The 24,206-nt window shown below is 36.1% G+C and carries 25 protein-coding genes and 1 other annotated feature; of the genes, 7 read left to right on the top strand and 18 right to left on the bottom strand.

All coding sequences use genetic code 11. The features are described 5' to 3' along the window. Position 1: 1 nt before the first annotated feature. The 10 genes from hisS to Q0F04_RS00690 form a co-directional block, all read right to left on the bottom strand. Positions 2 to 1,312 (bottom strand): histidine--tRNA ligase, encoded by a 1,311-nt coding sequence (gene hisS / locus Q0F04_RS00735; RefSeq protein ID WP_295748984.1) that lies wholly within the window; start codon positions 1,310 to 1,312, stop codon positions 2 to 4. 38 nt (positions 1,313 to 1,350) lie between these two features. Then, positions 1,351 to 1,540, bottom strand: a binding site (T-box leader). Next, the gene (locus Q0F04_RS00730) at positions 1,540 to 2,274 is read right to left on the bottom strand and encodes a YebC/PmpR family DNA-binding transcriptional regulator (protein ID WP_117571825.1); all 735 of its coding nucleotides are present in this window, start codon (positions 2,272 to 2,274) and stop codon (positions 1,540 to 1,542) included. It overlaps the preceding feature by 1 nt. Positions 2,275 to 2,333: 59 nt before the next feature. Next, complete coding sequence (locus tag Q0F04_RS00725) at positions 2,334 to 3,320, bottom strand: PhoH family protein (RefSeq protein ID WP_117571824.1); 987 nt, start codon at positions 3,318 to 3,320, stop codon at positions 2,334 to 2,336. Between the two features lie 13 nt (positions 3,321 to 3,333). Beyond that, positions 3,334 to 3,513: a 30S ribosomal protein S21 gene (rpsU, locus tag Q0F04_RS00720; protein ID WP_003865021.1), complete on the bottom strand. Its 180-nt coding sequence runs from the start codon at positions 3,511 to 3,513 to the stop codon at positions 3,334 to 3,336. Positions 3,514 to 3,591: 78 nt separating this feature from the next. Beyond that, a complete protein-coding gene (locus Q0F04_RS00715; protein WP_295748981.1) occupies positions 3,592 to 5,034 on the bottom strand; it encodes a UDP-N-acetylmuramoyl-L-alanyl-D-glutamate--2,6-diaminopimelate ligase in 1,443 nt (480 codons plus the stop codon). After that, positions 5,025 to 6,314 carry a tRNA (N(6)-L-threonylcarbamoyladenosine(37)-C(2))-methylthiotransferase MtaB gene (gene mtaB, locus Q0F04_RS00710; RefSeq protein WP_295748978.1) on the bottom strand — a complete coding sequence of 430 codons (1,290 nt, stop codon included), beginning with the start codon at positions 6,312 to 6,314 and terminating at the stop codon, positions 5,025 to 5,027. Before mtaB ends, Q0F04_RS00715 begins: the two co-directional genes overlap by 10 nt. A gap of 7 nt (positions 6,315 to 6,321) precedes the next feature. Further along, on the bottom strand, positions 6,322 to 7,041 hold the full coding sequence (locus Q0F04_RS00705; RefSeq protein WP_295748975.1) for a 16S rRNA (uracil(1498)-N(3))-methyltransferase: 720 nt from the start codon (positions 7,039 to 7,041) through the stop codon (positions 6,322 to 6,324). After that, positions 7,041 to 7,769: a pseudouridine synthase gene (locus tag Q0F04_RS00700; protein ID WP_117571820.1), complete on the bottom strand. Its 729-nt coding sequence runs from the start codon at positions 7,767 to 7,769 to the stop codon at positions 7,041 to 7,043. The genes Q0F04_RS00705 and Q0F04_RS00700 overlap by 1 nt, the downstream gene beginning before the upstream one ends. 3 nt (positions 7,770 to 7,772) lie before the next feature. Further along, positions 7,773 to 8,318 carry an SMC-Scp complex subunit ScpB gene (gene scpB, locus Q0F04_RS00695; protein WP_117571819.1) on the bottom strand — a complete coding sequence of 182 codons (546 nt, stop codon included), beginning with the start codon at positions 8,316 to 8,318 and terminating at the stop codon, positions 7,773 to 7,775. 1 nt (position 8,319) lies between these two features. Next, positions 8,320 to 9,051: a segregation/condensation protein A gene (locus Q0F04_RS00690; RefSeq protein WP_295749088.1), complete on the bottom strand. Its 732-nt coding sequence runs from the start codon at positions 9,049 to 9,051 to the stop codon at positions 8,320 to 8,322. A gap of 90 nt (positions 9,052 to 9,141) precedes the next feature. Here Q0F04_RS00690 and Q0F04_RS00685 point away from each other — a divergent pair, with 90 nt between their 5' ends. Genes Q0F04_RS00685 through Q0F04_RS00665 form a run of 5 tightly spaced genes read left to right on the top strand, consistent with a single transcriptional unit; the run spans position 9,142 to position 13,435 of the window. Further along, a complete protein-coding gene (locus Q0F04_RS00685; protein WP_295748973.1) occupies positions 9,142 to 9,846 on the top strand; it encodes an N-acetylmuramoyl-L-alanine amidase in 705 nt (234 codons plus the stop codon). Positions 9,847 to 9,899: 53 nt separating this feature from the next. Further along, positions 9,900 to 10,412: an NUDIX hydrolase gene (locus Q0F04_RS00680; RefSeq protein WP_295565172.1), complete on the top strand. Its 513-nt coding sequence runs from the start codon at positions 9,900 to 9,902 to the stop codon at positions 10,410 to 10,412. 4 nt (positions 10,413 to 10,416) lie between these two features. Next, positions 10,417 to 11,613, top strand: coding sequence for an ATP-grasp domain-containing protein (locus tag Q0F04_RS00675; protein WP_295748970.1), 1,197 nt, complete (start codon positions 10,417 to 10,419; stop codon positions 11,611 to 11,613). Continuing rightward, positions 11,610 to 12,365, top strand: coding sequence for an alpha/beta hydrolase-fold protein (locus tag Q0F04_RS00670; RefSeq protein ID WP_295748967.1), 756 nt, complete (start codon positions 11,610 to 11,612; stop codon positions 12,363 to 12,365). Before Q0F04_RS00675 ends, Q0F04_RS00670 begins: the two co-directional genes overlap by 4 nt. Further along, positions 12,362 to 13,435 carry a metallophosphoesterase gene (locus Q0F04_RS00665; RefSeq protein ID WP_295748966.1) on the top strand — a complete coding sequence of 358 codons (1,074 nt, stop codon included), beginning with the start codon at positions 12,362 to 12,364 and terminating at the stop codon, positions 13,433 to 13,435. Before Q0F04_RS00670 ends, Q0F04_RS00665 begins: the two co-directional genes overlap by 4 nt. A 2-nt stretch (positions 13,436 to 13,437) precedes the next feature. Here the strand turns inward: Q0F04_RS00665 and Q0F04_RS00660 are convergent, their stop codons facing one another. The 7 genes from Q0F04_RS00660 to Q0F04_RS00630 form a co-directional block, all read right to left on the bottom strand. After that, positions 13,438 to 14,472 carry a beta-eliminating lyase-related protein gene (locus Q0F04_RS00660; RefSeq protein WP_295748963.1) on the bottom strand — a complete coding sequence of 345 codons (1,035 nt, stop codon included), beginning with the start codon at positions 14,470 to 14,472 and terminating at the stop codon, positions 13,438 to 13,440. Between the two features lie 61 nt (positions 14,473 to 14,533). Beyond that, positions 14,534 to 16,084, bottom strand: a complete 1,551-nt coding sequence (locus Q0F04_RS00655; protein ID WP_295748960.1) for an acyl CoA:acetate/3-ketoacid CoA transferase — start codon at positions 16,082 to 16,084, stop codon at positions 14,534 to 14,536. 22 nt (positions 16,085 to 16,106) lie between these two features. Then, positions 16,107 to 16,886 carry an enoyl-CoA hydratase-related protein gene (locus Q0F04_RS00650; protein WP_295748957.1) on the bottom strand — a complete coding sequence of 260 codons (780 nt, stop codon included), beginning with the start codon at positions 16,884 to 16,886 and terminating at the stop codon, positions 16,107 to 16,109. A gap of 64 nt (positions 16,887 to 16,950) precedes the next feature. Then, positions 16,951 to 17,787, bottom strand: coding sequence for a 3-hydroxyacyl-CoA dehydrogenase NAD-binding domain-containing protein (locus Q0F04_RS00645; protein ID WP_003865005.1), 837 nt, complete (start codon positions 17,785 to 17,787; stop codon positions 16,951 to 16,953). 20 nt (positions 17,788 to 17,807) lie between these two features. Further along, positions 17,808 to 18,839 (bottom strand): electron transfer flavoprotein subunit alpha/FixB family protein, encoded by a 1,032-nt coding sequence (locus tag Q0F04_RS00640; protein WP_295565163.1) that lies wholly within the window; start codon positions 18,837 to 18,839, stop codon positions 17,808 to 17,810. A gap of 15 nt (positions 18,840 to 18,854) precedes the next feature. Then, positions 18,855 to 19,649 (bottom strand): electron transfer flavoprotein subunit beta/FixA family protein, encoded by a 795-nt coding sequence (locus Q0F04_RS00635; RefSeq protein ID WP_117571807.1) that lies wholly within the window; start codon positions 19,647 to 19,649, stop codon positions 18,855 to 18,857. A 20-nt stretch (positions 19,650 to 19,669) separates the two neighbouring features. Next, positions 19,670 to 20,809: an acyl-CoA dehydrogenase gene (locus tag Q0F04_RS00630; protein ID WP_117571806.1), complete on the bottom strand. Its 1,140-nt coding sequence runs from the start codon at positions 20,807 to 20,809 to the stop codon at positions 19,670 to 19,672. 288 nt (positions 20,810 to 21,097) lie between these two features. Between Q0F04_RS00630 and Q0F04_RS00625 the strand changes: the two genes are divergently transcribed. Together Q0F04_RS00625 and Q0F04_RS00620 are read left to right on the top strand one after the other, a co-directional pair. Further along, the gene (locus Q0F04_RS00625; RefSeq protein WP_003865001.1) at positions 21,098 to 22,303 is read left to right on the top strand and encodes an acetyl-CoA C-acetyltransferase; all 1,206 of its coding nucleotides are present in this window, start codon (positions 21,098 to 21,100) and stop codon (positions 22,301 to 22,303) included. A gap of 135 nt (positions 22,304 to 22,438) precedes the next feature. Beyond that, positions 22,439 to 23,623: an acetyl-CoA C-acetyltransferase gene (locus Q0F04_RS00620; RefSeq protein ID WP_295748952.1), complete on the top strand. Its 1,185-nt coding sequence runs from the start codon at positions 22,439 to 22,441 to the stop codon at positions 23,621 to 23,623. A 244-nt stretch (positions 23,624 to 23,867) separates the two neighbouring features. Here Q0F04_RS00620 and rbfA read toward each other — a convergent pair whose 3' ends face one another. Next, entirely contained in the window at positions 23,868 to 24,206 is a 339-nt protein-coding gene (gene rbfA, locus Q0F04_RS00615; protein WP_295748949.1) for a 30S ribosome-binding factor RbfA, read from the bottom strand.

Raw genomic sequence — 24,206 nt, 5'->3', positions numbered from 1 at the left:
TCTATTCTCCTTCATGCTCGTGATGATGATGACTTTCTTCTTCTAATAAAGAGTCAACATAAGGAATCAATTCATCAACACTAATAGCTTCTTGTTCTTTGTGTGCAATATTTTTAACTGTGACTTTCTTTTCTTCCAATTCCGATTTACCAATCAAAATCGCAAGTTTAGCCTTTGAACGATCCACAGCCTTAAATTGTGCCTTAAAGCTTCTTTCCATCATATCCATATCACAACGATATCCATACGCTCTAAGTTCAGTCAACACTTCAAACGCATAGGTTCTAGCTTCTTGATCAAGACACATTACATACGCATCTAAAGCCGGTTTTTGTTCTAATTCAATACCTTCAGCTTCTAAGGCAATCAATAATCGCTCCATACCTAGAGCCCATCCAATACCGCTCATGCCTTCTGGTCCACCAAAGTATGAAATCAATCCATCATAACGTCCACCAGCTAAAACAGTTGATTGTGCACCCATTTCTTTATTCATAGATACAATTTCAAATACTGTGTGCGTATAGTAATCCAAACCACGAACTAATTTATCATCGACTTCGTAAGGAATTTCTAGTTTATCTAATAATTCACATACTGTATTGAAATATTCTTGACTTGCTTCATTCAAGTAGTCTGACATCTTAGGTGCATTCTTCATACATTCATGATCATGATCGACTTTACAATCTAAAATACGCAATGGATTTTGTTCATAACGACGCTTACAGTCACCACACAATTCATCCACATATGGCGCAAAATATTCTTTTAATGCACTACGATAGTTTGCACGAGACTCATCATCACCTAATGTATTTAGGCAAACTTTAATGTCATTTAAACCTAGTGATTTTAAAATTGAAAATGCAAGTACGATCGTTTCTACATCGACATAAGGACTTTTAACACCTAAAGCCTCTACTCCAAACTGGTTAAAGATACGCATTCTACCTTTTTGAGGACGTTCATGTCTTGACATAGGTCCCATATAGTAGAATTTTGCGGGTAGATCTGGATTTGCGAACATTTTATTTTCCACGAAACTACGAACAACACCTGCAGTTCCTTCAGGACGAAGTGTTAATGATGTTTTTGAGTTTTCAAGTTTAAAAGTATACATCTCTTTGTTTACCATATCACTTGAATCATTTTCTCTTTTAAAGACTTCTGTATGTTCAAAAATTGGTGTACGAATTTCATCGTAGTTATACATGTAACAGAAACTTCTTAATGTTTGTTCAAGAGCTTGCCATTTGTAAGATTCTTCTCCAAATACATCCTGACAACCTCTAGGAATTTGATATGCCATGCGTTTTCCTCCTTTAAATAAACAAAAAAACGCCCTGATATAAGGACGTTTTAAACGCGGTACCACCTTATTTTATACGTAAAGTATACACCTCAAGTCTTAACGCGACCAACGGTTGGTTTTTGTCCAACTCCTCCAAAGTGTCCCAATAAGTATTCTACGAAAATTTTCACCAGCCATTTTCTCTCTACAGTATATCCTTATCTTCTTCTTTTTCTTAGGATTAATTATTCAGCTTCATCTAGATTTGAAACATTGTGATATACATTTTGTACATCATCCACTTCATCTAGTAAAGTAACTAAACGTTTGAATAAAGTTAAATCTTCACCATGAAGTTCAACTTCTTCATTTGGGATCATCTTATCTTCTAAGACTTCAAATTTAACATCAGGAATCAATTTTTCAACAACAACTTTTGCGTCATCCAATTGTGTTGGATCTACCGTAATTGTCATGTATCCTTCTTCGATTTCAATGTCATTTAATTCGATTTCTGCTTCTAATAATGCATCCATCATAGCTTCTTCATTATCATATTGAATTACGATTACACCTAAGTGTTCATATCCAAATGATACAGATCCACCAACGCCTAATTTAGCGTGTGATTTATTGAAACAAGCTCTTAAGTTTGCGATAGTACGGTTTGCGTTATCTGTTAAACAATCAATGATGATTGTAGATCCTGCACCCTGTCCAAATCCTTCATAACGAGCACTTGAATAACTTTCATCTGCACTACTTTTCGCTTTTTCGATAGCACGCTTGATTACGTCTGCAGGCACGTTGTTTGCCTTCGCACGATCAATCGCCTTCTTTAAAGTTTGGTTCATATCTGGATTAGGGTCACCGTTCTTTGCAGCAACTAAAATCTCTTTAGAATATCTTGAATAAATTTTTGCCTTCGCATTGGCTGTCTTCTGCATTGCTGCAGCACGAACCTCAAAATGTCTTCCCATAGATTTATCACCTTTCAATTTATTTTTTACAGTTAAATATTATAACAGTCAAAGTCAAATTATTCAACCTTGGCATAACGTTCAATAATTTTTTGAACCAATGGATTTCGAACTACATCACTATTTTCCAAATGAATGATTGAAATACCATCAATATGATCCAAGATTGTACAAGCCTGCATCAAACCTGAATCCTTTTTCTTGATCAAATCGATCTGCGTAACATCTCCCGTTACAACCATCTTACAATTTTTACCCATACGCGTTAAAAACATCTTCATCTGTGCACACGTCGCATTCTGTGCTTCATCCAAGATCACAATGGCATCATTTAAAGTACGTCCACGCATAAACGCTAAAGGTGCAATTTCAATGACTTGTTTCTCCACGTATTTTTCAACCGTTTCTAAGCCAAGCATCTCATTTAATGCATCATATAAAGGTCTTAAATATGGATCTACCTTTTCCTTCATATCCCCCGGTAAAAAGCCAAGGGATTCTCCGGCCTCAACCGCTGGACGCGTAAGAATGATTTTTTCGACTCGTTCACTCTTTAACATACTCACCGCATAAGCAACCGCAAGATACGTTTTACCAGTACCCGCAACACCTGTCGCAAAGACAATTTCATTATGACGCATCGCATCACATAAAATGGCTTGTCCAATTGTTTTTGGATAAATCATTTTACCTGTTTTTGTCTTACATACAGCCTGTAGCTGATGAGCTTTAAAATCCTTTAAACGATTTTTAAAAGCCAATGAACAAATATAGCTTACATCTTGTGAATTTAAACGATGCTGCGTATCAATAATTGAAAAACAAGCCGCAATGACTTCTTCAACTTTATGTGTATCTAAAGTCTCGTTTACTTCCACTTTGATTTTCTGGTCACGAATCATACATACAGATTTAAAGCATTTACTCAACATATCCAAGTTGGAATCTTGAAAACCTGCAAAAATCTGAATCTCTTCAAATGTTCTGTCGGAACAATCAAATTCAAAAAAAGACACAAATCTCCTCCTCAAGAAAAAAATCTGCATTTAAAAATGCAGATTATTTACCTCTACGTGCTTTACGTGCAGCTTCAGATTTTAACTTTCTGCGTACACCTGGTTTTACGTAAAATTCTCTTTTGCGCGCCTCAGCAAGGGTGCCATTACGAGAAACCTGACGTTTAAATCTTCTTAAAGCGTCATCAAGTCCTTCGTTTTCTTTAAGAACTACTTTTGGCATATTCACAAACCTCCCTTCCCAAGATTAGCAAAAACATTATATCAAAGATTTCATATAATGCAAGTACAATTTAATTTTTTAAGCTAAACTCGCCTTAATACACTCCTTAGCCGCTACATTATCACCAATCCAAGGAGCTCTTCCATTTTCACGATAGATAAAGCTTTCATCACCCTTACCAAGAAGCAATACTGTATCTCCTTCTTGAGCCGAACTAATTGCCTGGTGAATGGCTTCATAACGATCTTGCACAAATACATGCGGTGTATTTTGAATACCCGACTTGATCTGTTCCGCAATTTCTTTTGGATCTTCATCACGAGGATCATCTTCCGTCACAATAATATAGTCACAATACTTATCGGCAAGTTCACCAAAGACTTTACGCTTATGTACATCACGCTTACCAGCCGATCCAAATACCGCAATCAAACGATGTCCTGGCATAGTGACACTACGTCCAAACTGCATCATTTTTTCCATACCATCTGGAGTATGCGCAAAATCTACGATCACATTGTATGGCTGACCACAATCAATACGTTCCATACGACCTTCAACTTGGGCAATATGCAAACATTTTTCAATAATCTTATCTAAATCATAACCCGTTTCATTTAATGCCGCAATGACAGCTAATAAGTTATATACATTAAAGTTACCCACTAAATTTGTCTTCACTGGATACATATGACCTGAATACACTAAGTCAAATTGTGTTCCTTGTGAACTCATCTTAATATTAATGGCACGATAATCCGCTTCACTATTAACCGCATAAGAAACAACACGTGCTTTTGAACAATCCTTTAAAGCATCATATTTTTCATCATCCTTATTGATCACAGATACGCCATCTTCTTTGACTAAGTTTTTAAACAACAAAGACTTCGCTTCAAAATAATTTTCCATTGTGCCATGAAAATCTAAATGATCATATGTAAGATTTGTGAAGATTGCACAATCAAAAGAAATACCATCCACACGATGTTGTGCCAAACCATGACTGGATACTTCTAAAGCACAAGCCTTCATACCACAACGAACCATATCTGCCATTTTAGACTGCAAGAACAAGGCATCTGGCGTTGTTAGATTGGGTTGCAATTCAATATCTCCATACTTGATCGCAATCGTACCAATATAGCCACATGGCGTTTTATCATTGATAATATCACGAATAATATTTGTGATGGTTGATTTTCCATTTGTACCCGTTACACCATACATCTTCATTTTATCGCTTGGACGCGCATAGAAAATACGAGCCACTTTATTCATCGCATCATTGACATCTTCTACACGAATATATACAGCACCTGGTGCCATATTCAATAATTCTTTGGAATGTACAATACATACAGCTCCATTCTGAATGGCTGAATCAATAAAATCGTGGCCATCATTTGTAAGTCCTGGTAAACAGAAATAAATATTTCCCGGACGAACGGTTCTAGAATCAAAACTTAAGCCTGTAATATTGACTGTCGGTGCATTTTTAAATAGTTTGCTTAATCGCATACAACATCCTTCTTTCCATAGTACGTACCATCTTCAATATGATCCCATTCGATAGTGATTCTACCACTTAATGGTGTATCACTCAATATCTTACAAGGATGATATTGGTTTGTATAACCCGTATAATAGCCATCTTGTTTTCTTTCAATCAAGACTTGTACAGGATTAAAACGCTTCATATCTTTTTCCCTGCATGCATTTGAAAGCTCAAGTAAACGAGCCACTCTAGCTTTGGCTATCTTACCATTGATTTCACCCTTTAAAGTACTTGCCTTTGTACCATTACGCTTACTATAAGGGAAAACATGGAAGAAACTTAATTCTAGATCCGCTAAATTTTTATATGTCGTTTCAAATTCTTCATCACTTTCCTGCACAAAGCCCGCAATCACATCGGTTGAAATTGAAATATCTGGAATGCAAGAACGAATATAGTTGATTTTTTCTTTAAATTCCTCAATTGTATATGGACGATTCATACGTTTTAATGTTTCATTACATGCCGATTGCACCGGAATATGTAAATGATGACACATACGAGGATTTTCTTTCATTAACGCAATCAATGCATCGCTGACTTCCGTAATTTCAATACTTGAAATACGATAATATACAGAGTCTGGCGTATTTTCTAATAAAGCTTTCATTAACTTAGCTAAATCATATTCTCCATCATTATAACGACCGGTATGAATACCTGTTAATACAATTTCTGTATGTCCTTTATCGCATAAATCTTTGGCAATCTGAATGACTTGTTCATGATTTAAACTACGCTCTCTTCCACGCGCAAAAGGAATCGCACAATAAGAACAGAATTGATTACAGCCATCTTGTACTTTTAGAAAAGCTCGATGCATCGATTCAAAACAATGTACGGGCATAGCTTCAAAATCTTTAAATTGTGTCACCTCATTGACCACATCAATTTTTTCATGTTCTTTTAATGCCTTTTGAATTAAATTCACCAATTCATTTTTTTGTTTAGCACCAATCACTAGATCGGCATCCAAAGCTTTTCTTTCATCTTCACTTGCGAACTGCACAAAACATCCCACCACAACACATAAGGCATTGGGATTCATTCTTTTCGCATAATGAATCTTTTGACGTGATTTACTTGCGGCTGTGTTAGTTACAGTACAAGTATTGATGATACAAATATCACACGCTTGATCTGGCGATACTTGTTCATATCCTAATTCTTCTAATTGACCTGCATAGTATTGTGATTCATACGCATTTACTTTACAGCCAAGTGTAATAATTGAAAATTTCATTTATCCCTTATCCTTCCACATGATTTTGGTATTCAATCGCTGCCAATACATAACAAGCTGCTGTTTCTGCACGCAAGATATTTTTACCTAGAGAACAATTGTTAAAACCAAAATCATTTAATATTTGAATTTCACTCTCTTCAAATCCACCCTCAGGCCCAATACATACAGTAATGGACTGTGGATCATCTTTTAAATAATGGGCCATATGTTTTGAAGGATCACTCTCCTTTTCATAAGCCACTAAATTACATTCACTCTTATAATTAGATAGTTCCTTTAACGAAATCACCGGCTCTAGTTCTACAAGCGTATTGCGATTGCACTGTTTTGTAGCCGCAAGTAAGATTTCATTCCAACGAACGAGTTTTTTCTCAGCCTTTTTTTCATCCAGCTTTACCACTGTATTTTTCGATACAAAAGGAACAATTTTACTCACACCAAGTTCACATGCCTTTTGAAGCATCCATTCAAACTTATCTTGTTTGATCAAAGCACAACATAAGGTGATGGATTGACTTTCTTCAAATACATCTACAATGGAATCAATCACAAGATTTGGTTTGTTTTCAACATGACCAAAGAACACACCTGAATTCTTAGTAATAATACGAATCTTTTCTTTTGGTGTCGTGCGAAGTACATCAAAGATGTGATGGGCTTGTTTGGTATCTAATGAGATCATTTCATGAACTGAAACACTTTGATCTAAATAAACTTGTTTCATTATTTTTGTTCGCCTTCCATACTTAAGCGATTCAATTGTTTGATTTCATACGGTTTTAAACGACGATATTCTCCGGCTCTTAAATCCTTTACGTCTAAGAACGCAAACTTCACTCTGTGCAAACGACGCACTTCATGACCTAATGCCAACATCATGTTTTTGACCTGGTGATTTTTCCCTTCCGAAATCGTTAATTCGAATTGGGTACGATTACGTGTTAAATCCTTTTGAAGCACGAACACTTTAGCTGGCTGATACTTTTCAGTCTTTGTCTTTAATCCTCTTCTTAATTGTTTGATGTCATCCTCACTTAAGATTCCCTGAAGATTGACAACATATGTCTTTTCCAAGTGATAACGAGGATGAATCATGTGGTTACAGAATTCTCCATCATTTGTCAGTAACAAGACACCAGAAGTATCATAATCCAAACGTCCTACAGAGAAGATTCTTTGGTTTTGTGGCATATAATCCAACACCGTTTTTCTTCCCTTGTCATCACTACTTGTGCATAGGCAACCTTTTGGTTTATTCATGATGTAATATACTTTTTCTTCTTTTGAAATCATGTTTCCATTGACTTCAATACTATCCTGGTTCGATACTTTTGTACCTAATACGTCACATACTTTTCCGTTGACTTTGACTTTACCATCTAAAATCAATTCTTCGGCTTTTCTTCTTGAACAAATACCTGCTTGGGCAATTACTTTTTGTAGTCTTTCCATTGTCTATTCTCCTTCAAATAATTCTTCACTATTATTTCTAGTTTGAGGTAGTTCCGGCAATTCTTTTAGATCTTCCAATTGAAAAGCATCCAAGAATTCATCGGTTACACGATATAATAACGGCTTACCGATCGCATCTAAACGATCTTTTGCGTCAATCAAGCCACGAGCCACTAATTTTTTTAACATCATTTCGCAATTCACACCACGAATCTCTTCGATTTCAACACGCGTAATCGGTTGTTTATAGGCAATAATAGCTAAAGTTTCCATGGCAGCCTGTGAAAGGGTTGGCTGTTTATATTCTTCAAATAATTGCTTGCCATAAGGATATACAAATTCTTTTGTGACAAACTTAAAACGATTCGCATATTCTACAAGCTCAATTCCTTTTGAAGAACTCGAGTACTCGTCTTTTAACGCATCCAGCAAGACACGTATATCATCCATTTCTAAATTTTGTAGACCATGCATCATCTGATCCATAGTCAAGCCTTCTTCTCCACTTAAGAATAAAAGACCTTCTAATATCGCTTTCGCATTATCCATTCTACAAATCCTCTCTTGCGACCCAGATCATCTGCGTCTCATCAATGGAATACGTCATCCATTTTTCATGTATTAAATCTAATATCGATAAGAAAGTCACAATCACCATATGTAAGCTTGTACAATCTGCACAAAGATGTGGAAATGAAATAGATCCTTTTAGATGTTTCATTCTTTCTTTGATTTGTACAGCTCTTTCTTCAATCGATAACTCTTTGATTGTGATCTTCGTTTCATACGGTTGTAAAAGCTCCATACGCACAATACAATGGCGCATAGCCTTCATTAAATCATAAGGTGATTGCGTTTCTAAAGTATCACTTTCAACAGGTACTTTCCATTCTTCCACTAAACTTGAAACAGGACGCGAAAAATGCAGTTGCCTTTGTTCGTAATCTTCCTTTAAGGCTAGACTTACTTCTTTATATCTTTGATACTCTAACAATCTTGCGACCAATTGATCACGCTGATCTTCTTCATATTCTTCTTCAACTTCAACGGTTTCTCTAGGCAGAAGTTTCTTTGACTTATATGCGATAAGACTTGCCAGCTCCGACAAATATTCACTAGCCACTTCAAGATGCATATTTTGCATGGCATGAATATAATCAATATATTGTGTGGCCAAAACATTCATGTCTAAGTCAAACAGATCCAATTTATTTTCTTTGATCAAATGCAGCATCAGATCCAAAGGACCTTCAAACTGATCTAACGTTATTAAAAAATCCATACTATCACCCATACTACCCATTATAACAAATTTTAAAAAGCTTTTCATCTCTAACGAGTAATGTTAGAATAATTAGACAGGAGGTATGTCATGCGTAGAGCCATTCTCTTTTTAGTTTTTGCGTTATTTTTGGCAATGGTCATTCAGCCAAATCTAAATAAACAAATTAAAGAAAAATCAAAAATCGATGTTCCCGAACAAACCGATTCAACCATTATTACCAATGATACGGTTGCTAATTCGCGCTGCAAATCGAAAGCTGTCATCTGTATTGATGCAAGTCATGGAGGCAGTGATGCCGGATATACAAGTGATGGGCATACGAGTGAAAAAGATCTAAACTTGATCATTGCCAAGAAAATCGGGGATACCCTTTCAAGTGTAGGATACAATGTTGTTTATACAAGAAGTGATGATTCTTCTTTATCGACGGAAGATCGCATTACTTCAATCAACTCGCAAAAGGCAAAATATTTAATTTCCATTCAAATGAATTCAAGCTCGGATTCTTTATCCAAAGGCTATTCTATTTTTACGCAGCCTAACGATAAAATGATTCAACTTGCCAAAAAACTTGCTCAAACTATGAATTCCATCAACCTATCCCAATTTGAAGGGATTGATTCGGATCATTATGAAAACTTCCCTATTTTGTATGATAGCCAAATTCCTTCCATTCTATTAGAACTTGGATATTTAAGTAATAGTGAAGACTACACCAAATTAACGGATGAAACGTTCCAACAAAAGATTGCGGATGCGATCACTGAAAGCTTTTTAGCTCAAATCAACTAACACTCTTAGGAGTGTTTTTTTGTGCTATAATAAGAAGAAAAAAGAGGTATATTATGGAAGAGAAATTAATATATAAAGGCATTATTTTTGATTTAGTCCAAAAAGATGTCGAAATCAAAAATAAAACCTATAAAAGAGATATCATCCGTCATCCCGGTGGTGTCGGTGTGATTTGTATCGTCGATGGCAAGATCTTACTTGTAAGACAAGAGCGCCCAGCTATCGGTAAAGAAACATTAGAAATTCCAGCAGGTAAACTCGAATATGGTGAAAATCCAATGGAATGTGGTCTTCGTGAATTAAATGAAGAAACAGGTATGGCTTGTGACAAATTAGAACTTCTATTAAGTTTTGTATCTACGCCTGGTTTTTGTGATGAAAGAATCTGGATTTATAAAGCTATCAATCCAAGGTCGGCAGATATAAAGCTTAGTTTAGATGAAGATGAAGAAATTGATACTTTATGGCTGGATTTAGAAACGGCCTTTGAGTATACAAGAAATGGAAAGATTGATGATGGTAAGACTGTGATTGCGATCAGTCAAATGATGGCAGAAAGGAATTAAGATTATGAATTTTGTGGTGATTTCACCAAACTATCCAGAAAGTTACTGGATGTTTTGTAGGGGGTTAAAAGAAAATGGAGCTAAAGTTTTAGCCATTGTAGATACGCCCTACAATCAATTGAAACAAGAATTAAAAGAGTATTGCGATGAGATCTATGTTGTGAAAAGCTTCCATGATTATGATGAAATGGTCAAAGCTTGTGGTTATTTTACATTTAAGTATGGAAAGATTGACTGGATCGAATCCAATAATGAGGCTTGGTTGGATTTGGATGCACATCTTCGTAATGATTTCAATGTGAAAACAGGTTTTTCTCTAGAAAGAATTGAAGAACTTCAATCAAAGTCTCAAATGAAAAAATATTATAAAGAAGCTAACGTACCAGTTGCGGATTATAGAGTACTACATACATTAAAGGATGGCTTGGATTTTGCCGAAGAAGTAGGTTATCCATTAGTCATGAAACCGGATCATGGTGTAGGCGCAAGTATGACTTATAAGATCATGAATGCTGAACAATTAGAATCGGTATATATGCAGACAAAGGATCATGTGATGATTCTAGAACAATATATCGATGGGGATGTCTTTACCTTAGATGGTATATGCGATGAAAATGGGGATATTCGCTATTTAAACAGCTTGGAATACGTTGGCAATTGTATGGATTCTGTGCTTTACCAACAAAGCATTGGGTGCTATACAACATTTGAGATCAGCGATGAATGTCGTGACATTGTACAAAGAACGATCCATGCTTTTAAAATCAAGAATCGCTTCTTCCATTGCGAATTCTTTAGATTAAATCATGATGTACAAGGCTTAGGTGAAAAGGGTCGTATCTTTGGCTTAGAAGTCAACTTCAGACCTCCAGGAGGATTCTGTCCCGATTTAATGAATTATGCCGGAGAATTGGATGTCTATCGTTTATGGGCTGAAGTCATTTTGAAACAAAGTGCTTCTTATTCAAAGTTAAGAAGATATTCGGCTGGTTTTGTCGGAAGAAGAAATTCCATTAAATATCGTTTTACAGTAAAAGAAGTTGAAGAGATGTTTAAAGAAGATATGATTGAAGTCTTATATCTTCCTGAAGCTTTTGCGGCTGCCATGGGTGATGTCGCCATCGTTGCCAAATTTACAAGTCCTGCAAGACGAGATGAATTCTTTAAAACCGCATTAAGAAGGAAGGATCGAGTATGATCGTTGAAAAAGAGCTTTTCATGACAAAGCTTAAAGAAACAAGAAAAATCTTTATTTATCTACCCGATGATTATGAAACAAGTAATAAACAATACCCTGTTTTATATGCCTTTGATGGGCACAATATCTTTTTAGATGCGTATGCCACATATGGTAAAGCGATTCATATTCAAGAGCATATAGAAAAACTAGGTGTCGATATGATCGTAGTCGGACAAGAATGTAGTCATGTTGGAAACAATCGTTTAAAAGAATACGCCCCCTACTCTTTCTATGATCCTGAATATGGTTCTTTTGAAGGTCAAGGTGAAGACACAATGGATTTTTTCGTACATGAATTAAAGCCATATATCGATGAACACTATAGAACTAAGAAGACAAGAAAGAATACATTTATTGGTGGAAGCAGCTGTGGTGGTTTAATGGCTTTATATGCAGCCTATGCCTATTCCAATGTATACTCTAAGGCTATAGTGATTTCTCCTTATGTATTAGAAAGTATGGATGCAATTTTAAGTGATATTGATCAAAGAAACATTCAAAGGAATACTTCCATTTATCTATCTTGGGGTTCAAATGAAACAAGTTTGATGCATGAATTTGTTTGGCAAACGAAGGCTTGTACAGAAATTGGCAATGCCCTATCTAAAAAAGGAGTCAAAGTCTTATACAATGTCATTCCTGAAGGAAGACATTGTGAGGAAGACTGGGAAAAAGAATGTGATACATTCCTTCCTTTCTTGGTACAATGAATCGAAGTGTAGTGATTCAAAAGCTTGAAACAAAAGCTAAACGTAAGATCATCATTAGTGATATTCATGGAAATTTAGATCTATATCAAGCTTTATTAAAAAAAATCAGCTATAAACCGAATGTTGATTGTCTGATTCTTTTAGGGGATTTAGTTGAAAAAGGAAAACGAAATCTAGATACACTGCATTACATTATGCATCAAGTACAAAATGAAGATGTACATTGTATCATGGGAAATTGTGATTTTATTGCGAAAAATGTTCTATACTCCTATCGCTTGGATTTTTTAAAACATGTTCTTGGCTTTCGTAAAGCGAGCTTGATTCATGAAATGGCTAAAAGTTTAAATATCGAAATCAACCAAAATAGTAATATGGCTGATGTTTGTCAAACATTGCGAAAACACTATTTAAAAGAACTCAGTTTCTTAAATGATCTGCCTCATGTTTTAGAGGATGAAGATCATATTTATGTGCATGCGGGTATTGAATCAAATGAAAATTATGGAACGGACTTTAAACAAGTCATGACACACGCCTTCTTTTTAGAAACAAATGAAGTATTTAAAAAGAATGTCGTAGTAGGTCATATGCCTGTAACCGAATATTGTACGCATATTGCCTCTTTTGATCCTATTTATGATGCGAAACATAATATATATAGTATTGATGGTGGTAATATGGTTAAATATGGCGGTCAATTAAATGCCCTTATATTTGAAGATAATACCGTAAAGATGGATCGATGTGATTTTCTTCAAGAAAGAAAAGTGATTCATGATGTTAATTATCATACACAAATTCCCTTCTTTATTACGTTCAATCATGGTAATGTACAAGTGCTAGAACAATCAAATCTTCAATCCAAAGTCTATTGTCCCTACAATCATCGTACATTCTGGGTTGAAAATGAGTTTGTGACCAAAGATATGAAGGCGTATGATTATACAAATTATGAGATTCCATTAAAAAAAGGCGATACCGTCAAAGAGGTATTCGCCTATCAAGACAAAGTTCAAATCAAAAAGAATGGTATACTAGGCTGGACCTATCGTTCAAACCTAGAATGATACTATTCTTTTTTTTCGATAGCTTGTTCTAAATATGTGATCAATGCATGGACTTCATCTTCAGTAGTATGCCAACTTGTCACAAATCGAATGACATAGTGATCATCGCATTTTTCCCAGATTTCAAAATCAATGTTTTCACTTAAGAATTGGTATTGCTCCTTTGATACATTCACAAAAATCTGGTTGGTATCACTCTTCATAAATAAAGCATAGCCAAGTTCTTGTAGTTTTGATTGAATGGTCTGTGCTAAAAGCACCGATTGTTTGGCATATCTAAAGAAAGCATCGTGCTCAAATAAGCCTAAAAATTGAATGCCTAAAAGCCATCCTTTGGCAAGCATTGCCCCATTTTGTTTCATCACAAAACGGAAATATGGTTTTAATTCAGGATTTGAGATAACAACGGCTTCTCCTATTAAAGCACCATTTTTTGTACCACCAATATAGAATACATCACAAATATTGGCTAGATCATTTAAAGTATAATCCACAGTGGATAAGGCTACACCAAGTCTTGCTCCATCCATCATTAAATAGAGTCCTAGTTCATCGCAAACACGGCGAATATTCATCAATTCATCATATGTATAGACGGTTCCATATTCTGTGGCATTTGAAATATAAACCATTTTAGGATAAACCATGTGTTCATACGAAAGCATATGTGTATCAAATACTTTTCGAATATCACTCGAATTGATCTTTCCTGCATAGTTGTTTACCGGAATTACTTTATGCCCTACAGCCTCAATCGCACCGGTTTCATGTGTTGCGATATGTCCTGTATCACAGGCAATAACGGCTTCAAAAGGCTTTAAACAAGATTTGATGATAGTTTGATTGGTAATTGTTCCTCCAACTAAAAAGTGAATATCGACATCATAGTCTGGGATATGTTTTTTAATGGTTTCTTTTGCGCTTTGACAAATTTCATCCAGACCATATCCTGTAAAAGAATGGCCATTTGTGGTGTTCATATAATCCATGATTTCAGGAATACATCCTTGGCCATAATCATTTCTAAAAAATAACATTTTAATCAACTCCCAGAACTATTGTAACACAAAAACAGGTCTAATGACCTGTTTTAGCTTTTTATTCTTCTTTTAATCCCATGATTTCGTCTGTAAATAGACGAGCATCCATAAGTTTTAAATCTTCAGCGATGTATGGTTTGAATTCCATTTGATCTAATACATCTTTTTGTAAATCTACACCTGGAGCGATTTCGATCAATGTTAATTTACCATCAATCAACTTAAATACGGCACGCTCAGTGATATATAAGACTTTTTGACCTGTTTCATTCGCATAATCGGCTGAGAAAGTAACCTGTTCAATGTGGTTTTTGAATTTTTTGATTTGTCCTTCTTGATCAATTGTCAATTTACCATTACCAATTGTTTCTTTTAAACCTTTAGCTGTGAATGTTCCACAATAAACGACAACTGGTGAAGTTTGTGTAATATTGATAAATCCACCACATCCGGCAATTTTTGGTCCGAAACGAGAAACGTTGATGTCACCTTTTGAATCACATTCAGCAAGTCCTAAGAAGGCTTGATCTAATCCACCACCATCATAGAAGTCAAACTGATATGTCTGGTCAATGATAGCGTCTGGGTTTGTACATGCACCAAAGGCAGTTCCATTCATTGGAACTCCACCGATTCCTCCGGCTTCTACAGTCATCTTAAGTCCTGGTAAACCTTCTTCGTTGGCAACATTTGCGATACCTTCTGGCATACCAATTCCTAAGTTAATAACAGCCGATGGATCTAGTTCCATGGCAGCACGACGACAAACAACTTTACGTGCATTTAATGGCATTGGTTCAATTGAATCCACTGGTACACGAATTTCACCACAGAATGATGGGTTGTATGGATCTGAATATGTTTGCCAGTGGTTTTCAGGTTGTGCAACTACAATCGCATCCACATAAATACCTGGAATCTTAACGTCCATTGGTTTTAATGAACCACGTTCTACAATTTTTTCTACCTGTAGAATAACTTTACCACCACTGTTTTTAACAGCTTGGGCAATACTGATTGAATCTAAAGTCGCTGCTTCTTTACACATTGAGCAGTTTCCATCTTCATCTGCATATGTACCACGAATTAAGGCAATATCCAATGGGAATGATTTATAACGTAACCATTCTTCTCCATCCATATTGATCAATTCAACTAAGTCTTCTTTCGTGCGTTCATTCATCTTTGCACCTTCTAGACGTGGGTCAATAAATGTTTTCAAACCAATTTTAGTGATAACGCCTGGACGGTGTCCTGCGATTTCACGGAACATCAAACTGATGGTTCCAAGTGGTAAGTTGTATCCTTCTACTTTATTTTCAAAAACTAATTTTTGGAAAGTAGGAATCAATCCCCAGTGACCACCAATGATTCTTTTTAACAATCCTTCGTGACCCATGTGGTTCAAGCCAAGATCTGGTGTACCATCCCCTACACCGGCAGAGAACATAACTGTTAAATCTCTTGGGTGTCCAGTTTCTAAGAAACTCTTTTCAATGGCAACACTAAGTTCTTGAGGGTGACCCATTCCAATAAATCCACCAACACCAATTTTATCGCCATCTTTGATCATACTGATGGCTTCTTGGGCTGACATTACTTTTGACATTTAAATCATCCTTTCAAATAAATTATTTGTTTTTAAATTCTTTTTCTTTCACTTTGTTTACGAAGCATTCCATACCATAAGTCTGGTCTTCTGTAGCGAAGCAATCTGAGAAATCTTTTACTTCGATAGCGATAGCTGAATCCATATCTGTTTGAAGTCCAGCGTTGATTGCTTTTTTAGCTTGAGCAACAGCAATTGGAGCATTCTTACAGATTCCATTAGCCATCTTTAATGCAGTTGCCATTAATTCTTCTTGAGGAACAACAGCATTTACTAATCCGATAGCCAATGCCTTATCTGCTTTGATGTTACGAGCTGTAAAAATCATTTCTTTAGCAATTCCAGCAGGTACTAAACGAGCTAAACGTTGAGTTCCACCAAATCCTGGAGTGATTCCTAATCCTACTTCTGGTTGTCCAAAAATAGCATTTTCAGCGGCGATACGAATATCACAAGCCATGCTTAATTCGCATCCTCCACCTAATGCGAAACCATTTACGGCAGCGATAACTGGGCAGTGTAAAGTTTCAATTTGACGGAAGATCTTGTTTCCGTAAGCTCCATATTCAGCAGCTTCTTCAACTGTTTTGTCTTTCATTTCAGCAATATCTGCACCAGCAACAAATGATTTACTTCCTGCACCAGTGATAACTACGCAATAAGTATCTTTATCAGCTTCAACTGTGTTTACAGCTTCTTCTAAGTCATTTAATACAGCTGTTGATAATGCGTTTAATGCTTTTTCACGATTAATTGTGATAATTGAAACGTGACCTTGTTTTTCTAATAATACGTTTTCCATGATTTTTCTCCTCTAATATTTAAATAAAAAGTGAAACAACGAGTGTTTCACTTTAGTTATTTCACTAGTTGTAGCTGTAGAATCCTTGTTTAGTTTTTTGACCTAATTTTCCAGCACGAACCATTTTCTTTAATAATGTACATGGACGATATTTTGGATCTCCTGTTTCAGTATATAATACTTCCATTACATCTAAAACGATATCCAATCCAATTAAGTCACCCAAAGCCAATGGTCCCATTGGGTGGTTAGCTCCAAGTTTCATAGCTGTATCGATATCTTCAACACTTGCCAATCCTTCTTGGTAAATGAAGCAAGCTTCATTGATCATTGGAATTAAGATACGGTTAACTACGAATCCAGGTCCTTCAGCAACTTCTACTGGAGTTTTTCCTAATGATTTAGAGCATTCGATGATAGCTTCTTTAGTTTCAACTGGAGTATTTTCACCAGAGATAACTTCGACTAATTTCATACGATCAGCTGGGTTGAAGAAGTGCATACCGATAACGTTGTGTTTGATTCCGTTAGCAATTTCAGTAACACTTAAACTTGAAGTGTTTGTTCCAAAAATGCAGTCTTCTTTACAGATTTCATCTAAAGTCTTGAACAAGTCTTTTTTGATTTCCATTTTTTCAAGAACAGCTTCAACGATTAAATCGCAGTCAGCTAAGTCTTTGTATTCACCAGCAGTTAAGTTAGCTTTGATACCTTCTGCTTTTTCAGCAGTTATTTTTTCACGAGATACTAATTTATCTAATTTAGCACCAATTTTGTTGATACCATTTTGTGCCCATTCGATTTTAATATCACATACAGTTACATTGTATCCAGCTGTAGCAAATGCATTGGCAATACCTTGCCCCATTGTTCCAGCACCAATAACACCTACATTTTTCATTTTAAATATGCTCCTTTTTATTATTCAGCTTTTGCAGCTTTAATTGATTCAACTAATAAAGGTAATACAGTTGCGCAATCTCCAACGAATCCCATGTTAGAAATATTGAAGATTTCTGCTTGAGGGTCACGGTTGATAGAGATGATCAAGTCTGATTTATCCATACCAGCACAGTGTTGTACAGCTCCAGAAATACCGCAAGCGATATATAATGAAGGACGTACAGTCTTACCTGTTTGACCTACCTGACGATCTTTGTCTAAGAATCCATCTTCAACAACAGCACGTGTACAGCAAACTACACCACCTAATTCGTCAGCTACTTTTTGAAGTACATCTAAGCAGTTTTCAGCACCACGACCAGCACCTACTAAGATGTCAGCTTTTGTGATATCTACATCTGCTTTAACTTTTTCGATGACTTTTTCTACGAATACTTGAGGATCTGTTGTTCTCCAAGTTGGTGTAAATTCTTCAACTTCACCAGTACGGCTAGTATCTGTTGGAGCCAATTCGAATACTTTTGGTCTAATTGTAGCCATCTGTGGACGAGTGTCTTTACATACAATTGTACCGAATAAGTTACCACCGAATGTAGGACGAGTTACGTCTAATAATGATTCACCATTTTCTTTAGCATATTCTAAGTCAACTTCGATCTTAGTTGCATCAGCAGTTAGACCTACATTTAAACGAGCAGCTACACGTGGTGCTAAGTCACGTCCTAGAGGAGTGGCACCAGTTAACATTGAATCTGGTTTGTGAGCTAAAACAACTTGTGTTAAAGCATCAGCATAGAATTGAGTTGAATAGTCTTTTAATAAAGCATCATCAACAACGATTACTTTGTCAGCTCCATGACTAATAACTTCTTGAGCTTTTTCTTTTACATTTTCTCCAAGCAATACACCAACTACTTTGTATCCAAATTCAGGGATAGAAGCAACTAGTTTTCTTGCTTCTGAAATAAGTTCATAACTTACTTCTGCAATGTTTCCGTTTTCTTGTTCAACGAAAACGAAGATATCTTTATATTCTTCAAATCGAGCCATTCTACTTCATCCTCCCTACTTTGTAATGATTTGCTTTTCTTTCAAAGTCTTAGCAATCATATCTGCAGTTTCCTGCTCAGACAATGTGAATACTTCTGTTTTATCAGTAACGTCTTTTGTGAAAGTAGTCTTAACGGATGTAGGAGAACCCTTGAATCCAACTGTTTCAGGATCAATTCCTAATTCAGCATTTGTTAAAACTTCGATCTTGTCTTCTTTGCACAAGTCAACGATATTGTCACATTGCATGTAACGAGGTTTGTTCATTCCTGATAATGTTGTGATAACACATGGCAACTTAGCAGTCACGATTTGTTCAACATCTTCTAATGAACGTTTTACTGTGATTGAATCTTCTTTTACTTCTAAGATTTCATCTACGTAAGTAATTTGAGGAATATCCAAACGTTCAGCAGTTTGAGGTCCTACCTGAGCAGTATCACCATCGATAGCTTGACGACCAGCGATAACTAAGTCGAATCCTACTTTTTTCAAAGCAGCAGCTAAAGCGATACTTGTAGCACATGTATCAGATCCACCTAATACACGGTCTGTTAATAAAACACCTTTGTCAGCACCCATAGCAACGCCTTCTTTTAACATTTCAGCAGCTTTAGGTAATCCCATTGTCATTACAACAACTTCAGTGTCAGGGTTTTTGTCTTTTAATTCCAATGCAGCTTCCAAACCAGCTAAATCATCAGGGTTTGTGATTGCAGGAACACCGTCACGAATTAACGCACCAGTTTTTTTATCAACTGTGATTTCAGTTGAATCCGGAACTTGTTTTTCTAAAACAACGATTTTCATTTTCAACACCAATTCCTTTCTTACTTCAACATTGCGCCAGAGATGACCATACGTTGTACTTCTGAAGTACCTTCGTAGATTTCAGTGATCTTAGCATCTCTAAACATTCTTTCTACTGGTAAATCACGAGTATATCCGTATCCACCTAATAATTGGATAGCCTTAGTTGTAACTTCCATAGCAGTTTCAGCAGCAAATAATTTTGCTTCAGCAGCTAATTGAGTATAAGGACGACCTTCTTGTTTAGCAGTAGCTGCAGAGTATACTAACCAACGAGCTGCATCTGTTTTTGTTTGCATATCAGCTAATTGGAATTGAGTGTTTTGGAATTTAGCGATTGGACGACCAAATTGTTTACGTTGTTTTACATAAGCAACGGCTTCGTCGATAGCACCTTGAGCAATTCCTAATGCTTGAGCAGCGATACCAATACGTCCACCATCAAGTGTCTGCATGGCAATCTTGAATCCCATACCTTCTTTTCCTAATAAGTTTTCTTTTGGAATACGTACATTATTGAAAATTAATTCACATGTAGCAGATCCACGAATACCTAATTTCTTTTCGTGAAGACCGAATGTGAATCCTGGAGTTCCTTTTTCAAGAATGAAAGCAGAAATTCCACGAGTTCCCTTTGTTTTGTCTGTCATGGCAAAAATTACATATACATCAGCTTCTCCAGCATTTGTAATGAAGATTTTTGTACCATTGATAACATATTCGTCACCATCTAATACAGCTGTTGTTTGTTGTCCAGCAGCATCTGTACCGGCATTTGGTTCTGTTAAACCAAAGGCAGCTAATTTCTTACCTGTACATAGATCTGTTAAGAATCTTTGTTTTTGTTCTTCAGTACCAAATTGAGCAATTGGCCAAGTACCTAATGAAGTGTGAGCTGATAAAACTACACCACTTGTTGCACATGTTTTAGACAATTCTTCGATTGCTAAAATGTAGCATAAATAATCTGCGCCAGCTCCTCCATATTCGCGAGAATAAGGAATGCCAAGCATCTTAGCTTGACGCATCACTTCTACAGATTCCTTAGGGAATCTTTCGTTTTCGTCAACATCCGCTGCGTTTTCTTTTACTTCGTTTTGCGCAACTTCTCTGAACAACTTTTGCATCATTAATTGTTGTTCTGTTAAATTGAAATCCATAAATGAAGTTCTCCTTTCCAGTTTTCTTGAACTATTCGAATTAGGACATCGATAGCATGAGAAAGTATGTTAAACTTTTCACACAGTCATATTCTACATACTTTTTTGAGCGTCGTCAATGATTTTGTTAATATTTTAACAAATTGTTTCAAATACCCTATCTTATTAATATATATTAAGTATTTTTAACATGTGAAATTATAAACAAGTGGTTGACATCCCCTATTTTAAGGACTAGACTAAGCATGTAAAGTGAATCTCGATTCAGAGTAGAAAGTAGGTATACAAATGAGAAAAGCTTATATTGTTGCTGCGAAACGTAGTGCAATTGGTACTTTTTTGGGAAGTCTAACAGATGTGGATTTAGCAACTGTTGGAGCTACAGTTTTAAAGGAAACTATTAAACAAGCAAACATTGATCCAGCAAACTTGGACGAAGTTATTATCGGTAACGTAATCGCTGCCGGTTTAGGACAAAACATTGCTCGTCACGTTGCATTCGATGCAGGTATTCCTGTTGAAGTATGTGCACAATCAATCAATATGTTATGTGGTTCAGGTTTAAAAGCCGTTATGGAAGCTACACTTCGTATTCAAGCTAACTTTGGTGACTTATATGTTGCTGGTGGTGTTGAATCTATGACTCGTGCTCCATTCATGTTGAGCTACAAAAACCGTACAGGAACTAAGATGGGAGACCAAAAATTAGTCGATGCTATGTTACACGATGGTTTAACAGATGCAATGTATGGAATTCACATGGGATGTACTGCTGACAACATCGCTAAAAAATACAACATTTCTCGTGAAGCACAAGATGAATTCGCATTTGCTTCTCAAGAAAAAGCTTTAGCTGCTATTGCTGCAGGTAAATTCAAAGATGAAATCGTTCCTATTACTTATAAAACTCGTAAAGGTGAAGTTGTATTTGATACAGATGAACACCCTCGTAAGACAAGCTTAGAAAAATTAGCTAAATTACGTCCAGCATTCAATGCTGACGGAACTGTTACTGCAGGTAATGCTTCTGGTATCAATGATGGTGCATCATTTACTATCGTTGCCAGCGAAGATGCTGTTAAAAAATATAACTTAACACCAATCGCTGAAGTTATCGGATTTGGACAAGGTGGAGTTGATCCACGAGTTATGGGACTTGGTCCAACACCAGCTATTTTAAACGCATTAAAATATGCAGATCTAAAAATCGAAGATCTTGACTTAGTTGAATTGAACGAAGCATTTGCTGCTCAATCATTAGGTGTTATCCACGAATTAGAAGAAGCTACAGGTATGGATCGTGAAGCCTTCTTAGCTAAGACAAACGTAAATGGTGGAGCTATTGCTTTAGGTCACCCAGTTGGTGCGAGTGGAAACCGTATCTTAGTTTCATTGTTATATGAAATGCAAAAACGTAAATCAAAAATTGGTCTTGCTTCCCTATGTATTGGTGGAGGACAAGGTGCCGCTGTTATCGTAAAAATGTGCGATTAATCAATAAGGAGACGTGTTCTCCTTATTTCTTTAGATTCACTTGTGAATTTTTTAATTTGTGATTGATTTTCATCATTCACTATGTTAAAGTTTAAAAGGTAAATGACTTATAGTCTTACATGGAGGAATATTAATATGACAAAAAAAGTAGTTTTAGCAGGTGCATGTCGTACTGCTATTGGTAAAATGGGTGGAGCTTTAAGTAACACTCCAGCTGCTGATTTAGGTGCTATCGTTATTAAAGAAGCATTGAACCGTGCAGGTGTAAAACCTGAACAAGTTGACGAAGTATTAATGGGATGCGTTATCCAAGCTGCTCAAGGACAAAACGTGGCTCGTCAAGCTAGTATCAAAGCTGGTCTACCAATTGAAGTTCCTGCCGTAACATTAAATGTTGTTTGTGGATCTGGTTTAAACTGTGTTAACCAAGCTGCTGCAATGATTAAAGCTGGTCAAGCTGACATCGTTGTTGCGGGTGGTATGGAAAACATGTCAATGGCACCATATGCTATGACAAAAGCTCGTTTCGGTTACCGTATGAACAATGCTACTATCATCGATACAATGGTAAATGATGCATTAACAGATGCATTCAACCACTACCACATGATGATCACTGCAGAAAACATCTGTGATCGTTGGCACTTAACTCGTGAAGAATTAGATGAATTCTCAGCTAACTCTCAACAAAAAGCAGAAAAAGCTATGGCTGAACACAAATTCGATGATGAAATCGTACCAGTTCCAGTTAAAGTTAAAAAAGAAATCGTTGAATTCAAAGTAGATGAAGGACCTCGTCCAGGAACAACTGTTGAAACATTGGCAAAATTACGTTGCTGCTCTGGTAAAGAAGGCGGAATGGTAACTGCTGGTAATGCTTCAGGAATCAATGATGGTGCTGCTGCAATCGTTGTTATGAGCGAAGAAAAAGCTAAAGAATTAGGTGTTACACCAATGGCTACTTGGGTACAAGGTGCATTAGCTGGTGTTGAACCAGAAGTTATGGGTATCGGACCAGTTGCTGCTACTCGTAAAGTAATGGAAAGAACAGGATTAACAGTCGACGATATGGACTTAATCGAAGCTAACGAAGCATTCGCTGCACAATCTGTAGCTGTTGCTAAAGAATTAGGATTCGATATGAGCAAAGTTAACGTTAACGGTGGAGCCGTTGCATTAGGTCACCCAGTTGGAGCTAGTGGATGCCGTATTTTAGTTACATTACTACACGAAATGCAAAAACGTGATGCTAAGAAAGGTTTAGCTACACTTTGCATCGGTGGTGGTATGGGTTGTGCTACTATCGTAGAACGTGACTAATTTAAATCAATAATAACTAACTACTTCTAAAAAGAGATTCAGCTAATATACTGATTCTCTTTTTTGTAATAATCTATAAAAGGAGTACCATGAAACAGAATCTACATCAAATATTATATGTGATTGCCGGGATATTATTTATCATTACCTACCTGTTGTCAAAGAACATTACCTACATACTCTTAGGCGTTTGTTGCTTTATTCTATCTATACAAAACAAAAGAGAAGACCGTTAAAGTCTTCTCTATTTTTCAATTTCCTTTAAGATGTTTTCGATCTTATTTCCCTGTTCAAGACTTGTATCTTGAATAAATATCAATTCTGGCATCTTACGAATCTTAATTTTTTTTGCAACTTGAGAACGAATGAAACCCTTTGATTGATTTAAAACACGCATACCCGCATCATTACGACCTTGTTTTCCAAGGAATGTAACATAGACTTTGGCTTGTGATAAATCATTTGTACATTGTACATCCGTTACCGTGCAAAAACCTAAGTTCGGATTTTTCAATTCAAATTGAAGAATACGTGAAATCTCTCTTTGAATTGTCATTTCCATACGTTCTGTTTTTAATGACAT

The organism is uncultured Holdemanella sp. (genome assembly GCF_934772795.1).
Taxonomy (GTDB): domain Bacteria; phylum Bacillota_I; class Bacilli_A; order Erysipelotrichales; family Erysipelotrichaceae; genus Holdemanella.
The sequence above is the reverse complement of the archived record's forward strand: the minus strand, read 5'-3'. Positions and strand labels throughout refer to the sequence as shown.

What these genes read in the sequence shown, in the direction of transcription:
- hisS (WP_295748984.1), bottom strand. Translation starts at nt 1,312, where the DNA reads ATGGCATATCAAATTCCTAGAGGTTGTCAGGATGTATTTGGAGAAGAA.
- Q0F04_RS00730 (WP_117571825.1), bottom strand. Translation starts at nt 2,274, where the DNA reads ATGGGAAGACATTTTGAGGTTCGTGCTGCAGCAATGCAGAAGACAGCC.
- Q0F04_RS00725 (WP_117571824.1), bottom strand. Translation starts at nt 3,320, where the DNA reads ATGCAGATTTTTTTCTTGAGGAGGAGATTTGTGTCTTTTTTTGAATTT.
- rpsU (WP_003865021.1), bottom strand. Translation starts at nt 3,513, where the DNA reads ATGCCAAAAGTAGTTCTTAAAGAAAACGAAGGACTTGATGACGCTTTA.
- Q0F04_RS00715 (WP_295748981.1), bottom strand. Translation starts at nt 5,034, where the DNA reads ATGCGATTAAGCAAACTATTTAAAAATGCACCGACAGTCAATATTACA.
- mtaB (WP_295748978.1), bottom strand. Translation starts at nt 6,314, where the DNA reads ATGAAATTTTCAATTATTACACTTGGCTGTAAAGTAAATGCGTATGAA.
- Q0F04_RS00705 (WP_295748975.1), bottom strand. Translation starts at nt 7,041, where the DNA reads ATGAAACAAGTTTATTTAGATCAAAGTGTTTCAGTTCATGAAATGATC.
- Q0F04_RS00700 (WP_117571820.1), bottom strand. Translation starts at nt 7,769, where the DNA reads ATGGAAAGACTACAAAAAGTAATTGCCCAAGCAGGTATTTGTTCAAGA.
- scpB (WP_117571819.1), bottom strand. Translation starts at nt 8,318, where the DNA reads ATGGATAATGCGAAAGCGATATTAGAAGGTCTTTTATTCTTAAGTGGA.
- Q0F04_RS00690 (WP_295749088.1), bottom strand. Translation starts at nt 9,051, where the DNA reads ATGGATTTTTTAATAACGTTAGATCAGTTTGAAGGTCCTTTGGATCTG.
- Q0F04_RS00685 (WP_295748973.1), top strand. Translation starts at nt 9,142, where the DNA reads ATGCGTAGAGCCATTCTCTTTTTAGTTTTTGCGTTATTTTTGGCAATG.
- Q0F04_RS00680 (WP_295565172.1), top strand. Translation starts at nt 9,900, where the DNA reads ATGGAAGAGAAATTAATATATAAAGGCATTATTTTTGATTTAGTCCAA.
- Q0F04_RS00675 (WP_295748970.1), top strand. Translation starts at nt 10,417, where the DNA reads ATGAATTTTGTGGTGATTTCACCAAACTATCCAGAAAGTTACTGGATG.
- Q0F04_RS00670 (WP_295748967.1), top strand. Translation starts at nt 11,610, where the DNA reads ATGATCGTTGAAAAAGAGCTTTTCATGACAAAGCTTAAAGAAACAAGA.
- Q0F04_RS00665 (WP_295748966.1), top strand. Translation starts at nt 12,362, where the DNA reads ATGAATCGAAGTGTAGTGATTCAAAAGCTTGAAACAAAAGCTAAACGT.
- Q0F04_RS00660 (WP_295748963.1), bottom strand. Translation starts at nt 14,472, where the DNA reads ATGTTATTTTTTAGAAATGATTATGGCCAAGGATGTATTCCTGAAATC.
- Q0F04_RS00655 (WP_295748960.1), bottom strand. Translation starts at nt 16,084, where the DNA reads ATGTCAAAAGTAATGTCAGCCCAAGAAGCCATCAGTATGATCAAAGAT.
- Q0F04_RS00650 (WP_295748957.1), bottom strand. Translation starts at nt 16,886, where the DNA reads ATGGAAAACGTATTATTAGAAAAACAAGGTCACGTTTCAATTATCACA.
- Q0F04_RS00645 (WP_003865005.1), bottom strand. Translation starts at nt 17,787, where the DNA reads ATGAAAAATGTAGGTGTTATTGGTGCTGGAACAATGGGGCAAGGTATT.
- Q0F04_RS00640 (WP_295565163.1), bottom strand. Translation starts at nt 18,839, where the DNA reads ATGGCTCGATTTGAAGAATATAAAGATATCTTCGTTTTCGTTGAACAA.
- Q0F04_RS00635 (WP_117571807.1), bottom strand. Translation starts at nt 19,649, where the DNA reads ATGAAAATCGTTGTTTTAGAAAAACAAGTTCCGGATTCAACTGAAATC.
- Q0F04_RS00630 (WP_117571806.1), bottom strand. Translation starts at nt 20,809, where the DNA reads ATGGATTTCAATTTAACAGAACAACAATTAATGATGCAAAAGTTGTTC.
- Q0F04_RS00625 (WP_003865001.1), top strand. Translation starts at nt 21,098, where the DNA reads ATGAGAAAAGCTTATATTGTTGCTGCGAAACGTAGTGCAATTGGTACT.
- Q0F04_RS00620 (WP_295748952.1), top strand. Translation starts at nt 22,439, where the DNA reads ATGACAAAAAAAGTAGTTTTAGCAGGTGCATGTCGTACTGCTATTGGT.
- rbfA (WP_295748949.1), bottom strand. Translation starts at nt 24,206, where the DNA reads ATGTCATTAAAAACAGAACGTATGGAAATGACAATTCAAAGAGAGATT.